Annotated in this window: 5 protein-coding genes; all 5 read left to right on the forward strand. The window is 40.0% G+C overall.

Annotated elements, in window-relative coordinates:
* A partial coding sequence (locus tag BZK14_RS05305) for a homoserine dehydrogenase (protein ID WP_143691360.1) occupies positions 1–821 on the forward strand: 821 nt, incomplete at its 5' end.
* 44 nt (positions 822–865) lie between these two features.
* A complete protein-coding gene (gene ilvB, locus BZK14_RS05310; RefSeq protein ID WP_077925524.1) occupies positions 866–2,608 on the forward strand; it encodes a biosynthetic-type acetolactate synthase large subunit in 1,743 nt (580 codons plus the stop codon).
* A gap of 32 nt (positions 2,609–2,640) precedes the next feature.
* Positions 2,641–3,138 carry an acetolactate synthase small subunit gene (ilvN, locus tag BZK14_RS05315; protein ID WP_077925527.1) on the forward strand — a complete coding sequence of 166 codons (498 nt, stop codon included), beginning with the start codon at positions 2,641–2,643 and terminating at the stop codon, positions 3,136–3,138.
* A 57-nt stretch (positions 3,139–3,195) separates the two neighbouring features.
* Entirely contained in the window at positions 3,196–4,212 is a 1,017-nt protein-coding gene (gene ilvC / locus BZK14_RS05320; protein ID WP_077925525.1) for a ketol-acid reductoisomerase, read from the forward strand.
* A gap of 65 nt (positions 4,213–4,277) precedes the next feature.
* The coding region (locus tag BZK14_RS05325; protein WP_077925526.1) for a 3-deoxy-7-phosphoheptulonate synthase class II at positions 4,278–5,339 on the forward strand (1,062 nt) is incomplete at its 3' end.

Genomic DNA, 5,339 nt, shown 5'->3' on the forward strand with positions numbered 1-5,339 from the left:
ATATCTTGACGGAAATGAAAGAAAAAGGCCGTTCTTTTTCTGATGCTTTAGCAGATGCTCAAGCTTTAGGTTATGCAGAAGCCGACCCTACTTTTGACGTAGAAGGCATTGATGCTGCTCATAAATTAACAATTTTAGCATCCATTGCATTTGGTATTCCATTACAGTTTGATAAGGTGTTCATCGAAGGTATTTCTAAATTAGAAAGCGATGACATTAAATATGCTGATCAATTAGGTTACACCATTAAGCATTTAGGTATTGCGAAGAATTTAAGCGAAGGCATTGAAATTCGCGTTCACCCAACCTTAATTCCTAAAAAAGAGCTCATCTCCAATGTTAATGGCGTGATGAATGCAGTTTTAGTGAAAGGTAATGCTGTTGGCCCTGTATTAAGCTATGGTGCTGGTGCAGGCGGACATCCAACCGCATCTTCTGTTTTATCAGACTTGGCTGATATTTCTAGAATGTTAGACGCTGATAAAGAACATTACGTTCCTTATTTAGCTTTCCAAAACCAAGCGCTATCCAATGCGCCAATCCTGCCACAAGCAGAGATTTATACTGCCTATTATTTAAGAATAAAAGCAGTGGACCAACCTGGTGTGCTTTCCGATATTACCCATATCTTAGCTCATCATGATATTAGTATTGAGTTGATGATCCAGACAAAATCTGTTGAAGACAATCTGGCTAATATCATAATGACCACTCATGAAACTAAAGAAAAAGCAATTCTTGATTCAATTCGTCAGATTGAGGCCTTAACAAACATTACAGGTGATACGACATTATTGAGAATTGAATCTTTTGGTTCATAAATGACTTTTTAAAACGATACAAAAACGAAAAACAGAGGTTAATCGTGAAATCTTCAGGTGCAGAAATCATTATAAAATCCCTCATGGAGGAGAACGTTGAATACATCTTTGGCTACCCTGGTGGAGCAGTTCTTCCTTTGTATGACGCAATTTATCAACAAGATGAAATTAAACATGTCCTCGTCCGTCACGAACAGGCAGCCGCACATGCAGCCGATGGTTACGCGCGAGTTACAGGAAAGCCTGGTGTTGTATTACTAACATCTGGTCCTGGTTTAACAAATGCTGTCACAGGGATTGCTACAGCTCATATGGACTCTATTCCTATGGTTGTTTTTTCAGGACAAGTTGCCACAAGTTTGATTGGTAACGATGCTTTCCAAGAAGTGGATACTATTGGTATTACACGTCCATGCGTTAAACACAACTTTCTAGTAAAAAATGTTGAAGAGCTTGCTTATACAATTAAAAAAGCCTTCCACATTGCGACAACCGGTCGCCCTGGCCCTGTTGTAATTGACGTTCCTAAAGACGTTCAAGTTGCACTGACCAAATTCAGCTACCCTAAGAAAATTGCATTGCGCTCATATAACCCGATAGTTAAAGGCCATTCTGGACAAATCCGTAAAGCTTATAACTTATTCATGGGGGCAAAACGCCCAATGGTTTATACCGGGGGCGGTGTAATTTTAGGTGATGCTTGTGATGAATTAACCGAATTAGTCAAAGCATTGAATGTTCCAATCACAAATACTTTAATGGGATTGGGTGCCTACCCTGCTTCAGATAAACAGTTTGTGGGCATGCTCGGCATGCACGGAACATACGAAGCCAATATGGCAATGCACGAATGCGATGTATTGTTTGCAATTGGAGCGCGTTTTGATGACCGAATTACCGGTGTATTAGAACACTTTTGCCCACATGCAAAAATCATTCATGTGGATGTTGACCCTTCTTCTATTGGTAAAAATATTGCTGCTGATATTCCATTAGTGGGTCAAGTTAAACCAATTCTCCAAGAATTCTTACAATTGGTAAAAGAAGGCGAAAAACAGATCAACCCAGACTCATTGTCAAAATGGTGGGAAACCATTGCTAAATGGCGCACTCTAGATTCACTAGGTTACGATTTAACGCCTGGCATCATTCAGCCACAGCAAGTAATTGAGACTTTATATAAAGTGACAAAAGGTCAAGCAATTGTGACAACGGATGTGGGTCAGCACCAAATGTGGGCTGCACAATATTATAAATTTGATCACCCAAGGCAGTGGATCAACTCAGGTGGTTTAGGCACCATGGGTTTTGGTTTACCTGCTGCGATGGGTGCAAAATTAGGTGCTCCTGAGAAAGATGTTGCATGTATTACAGGCGATGGCAGTATCCAAATGATGCTCCAAGAAATGTCTACTATGCTTCAATACTCAACACCTGTAAAAATTTTGAACTTAAACAATGGGTACCTTGGAATGGTTCGTCAGTGGCAAGAATTCTTCTTCAAGAAGCGCTATTGCATGAGCTATTTTGAGTCATTACCTGATTTTATTGGTTTAGCTAGAGCCTATGGCCATGACGGGATTCAAATTAGAGATCCAAAAGATCTAGAACCCGCACTTATCGAAGCCTTTAAGCAAAAAGATAAGACTTTATTTTTAGATATCATCATTGACTCCGATGCTAACGTGTATCCAATGATCCCAGCTGGTAAAGGTCATCATGAGATGATTTTACGTGGCCGTGACAAAATGGAAAACACAACGGTTGATGGATTAAGCCAGGTATAAGGAGATCATAAATGAGCACTAATCAACAATCTATGCGCCATATCATCTCAATATTGATGGAAAACGAAGCTGGCGCTTTGTCTCGTGTCGTGAATCTTTTCTCGGCGCGTGGTTATAACATTGAAAGCTTATCTGTTGCACCGACAGAAGATAATTCTATCTCACGCTTAACATTGGTGACTTTTGCCAATGCAGCTGTTGTAGAACAAATTGTTAAGCAACTGAATAAATTGATTGATGTTATTAAATTGGTAGATCTCACAGATGGCTCGCACATTGAGCGTGAAATCATGCTAATCAAAGTGAAAGCAGAAAATGAACCGGCTCGCGCTGAGCTCTATCGCTTAAATGATATGTTCAGAGGACGCTTACTAGATGTGACAGAACAAAGCTATACAATTGAAATGACAGGAACAGCCGATAAACTCTGCGCATTTATCACAGCTGTGGAAACACTTGGCATTATTGAAATTGTCCGTTCTGGCGCTCTTGGTCTAGTCCGTGGTGCAAAAGGCTTGACAATTAATTAACAAATTGATTATTAATAATATAACGTTTAATACGAGTTTTATTTTAAAGGAATACACATGAATATTTATTATGACAAAGATGCAGACTTATCATTAATCAAGAACAAAACTGTTGCAATCATTGGTTATGGCTCACAAGGCCATGCGCATGCGCAAAACCTTAAAGATTCTGGCGTTAATGTAATCGTAGGTCTTCGCCAAAATGGTGCATCTTGGTCTAAAGCTGTGAATGCTGGTCACAACGTAATGACTGTTGCAGATGCAACGAAGCAAGCTGACGTTGTAATGATCTTATTACCAGATGAAAACCAACCAGAAGTTTACTCAAATGAAATTGAGCCAAACATCAAAAATGGCGCAGCATTAGCATTTGCTCACGGTTTCAACGTTCACTACAACCAAATCGTACCTCGTAAAGATTTAGACGTAATCATGGTTGCACCAAAAGGCCCTGGTCACACTGTACGTTCTGAATATGTAAAAGGTGCAGGTGTTCCTACATTGATCGCGATTTACCAAGACAACTCAGGCCGTGCAAAAGATATCGCATTAGCTTATGCATCAGCGAATGGTGGTGGTCGTGCTGGCGTGATCGAAACTGATTTCCGTGAAGAAACAGAAACTGACTTATTCGGTGAACAAGCAGTATTATGTGGTGGTGCAGTTGAATTAGTTAAAGCTGGTTTTGAAGTATTGACAGAAGCTGGCTATGCGCCAGAAATGGCTTACTTTGAATGTTTACATGAGTTAAAATTGATCGTTGACTTGATGTATGAAGGTGGTATTGAAAACATGAACTACTCCATCTCTAACAACGCTGAATATGGCGAATATGTGACAGGTGAAGAGGTTATCACTGCTGAATCTAAAGAAGCGATGCGTAAAGCATTGAAGCGCATTCAAACTGGCGAATACGCAAAAATGTTCATCTTGGAAGGTAAAACAAACTATCCTTCAATGACAGCACGTCGTCGTTTAACATCAGAACATCCGATTGAACAAACAGGTCGTAAATTGCGCGCTATGATGCCATGGATTGCACAAAACCGTTTAGTAGATCAGTCTAAAAACTAAGATCAAATAGATCAAAAGAAGACTGGCAACAGTCTTCTTTTTTGGAAGTTAAAAAGGAAAAAGTTATGTCTAATATTTGGACACCCGATAGTTGGAGAAAATTCCCAGCGGCACAAATGCCCAATTACCCTGATGCTGCAAAGTTAAAAGAGGTTGAAGATCGCTTACACCAAGCACCACCTCTAGTTTTTGCAGGTGAGGCTCGCACACTCAAACAATCACTCGCAGAAGCAGCTTATGGTCGCGCGTTTTTGTTACAAGGTGGCGATTGCGCGGAAAGTTTCTCAGAGTTTAACGCAACTAATATCAGAGATAGCTTTCGTGTATTGTTACAAATGGCTGTGGTTTTAACATTTGCAGCAAGTAGCCCTGTGATTAAAGTTGGCCGTATGGCAGGTCAATTTGCAAAACCACGTTCAGAAGATTTAGAAACAATTAATGGCATTACACTACCGAGCTATCGCGGTGATATTGTTAATGGTATCGATTTTACAGCAGAAGCGCGTATTCCTGATCCTGAGCGCTTATGGAAAGCTTATGGTCAATCAGGTTTAACATTAAACTTAATTCGCGCATTTGCATCGGGTGGTTATGCTGATTTACATCGTGTTCAAGGTTGGACAATGGATTTCTTAGATTCATCACCACAAGCTGCAAAATATGCAAATTTAGCTAATCGTATCCAAGATGCATTGAATTTCATGACTGCTTGTGGGATTCGTCCCGATTCTGTGCGCGCATTGAAAGAAGTAGATTTCTATACTTCTCATGAAATGCTGCTTTTAGGTTATGAAGAAGCGATGACACGTGTAGATTCTACAACGGGTGATTGGTACGACACTTCTGCTCACTTTATTTGGATTGGTGAAAGAACTCGTCAATTAGATGGTGCTCACGTAGAATTTGCACGAGGCATTTCTAACCCAATTGGTGTTAAAGTTAGCCAAAAAATGTCAGGCGATGAATTGATCCGCTTAATTGATGCATTAAACCCAGAAAATGAAGCAGGTCGATTAACATTGATTACACGCATGGGTGATACTAATCTATTAGAATACTTGCCTGCTTTACTTCGTCGAGTAAAAGCAGAAGGCCGCAATGTTGTTTGGATTTGTGATGCGATGCAT

Origin of the sequence: Wohlfahrtiimonas larvae (assembly GCF_002006755.1) — a bacterium.
Classification (GTDB): domain Bacteria; phylum Pseudomonadota; class Gammaproteobacteria; order Cardiobacteriales; family Wohlfahrtiimonadaceae; genus Wohlfahrtiimonas; species Wohlfahrtiimonas larvae.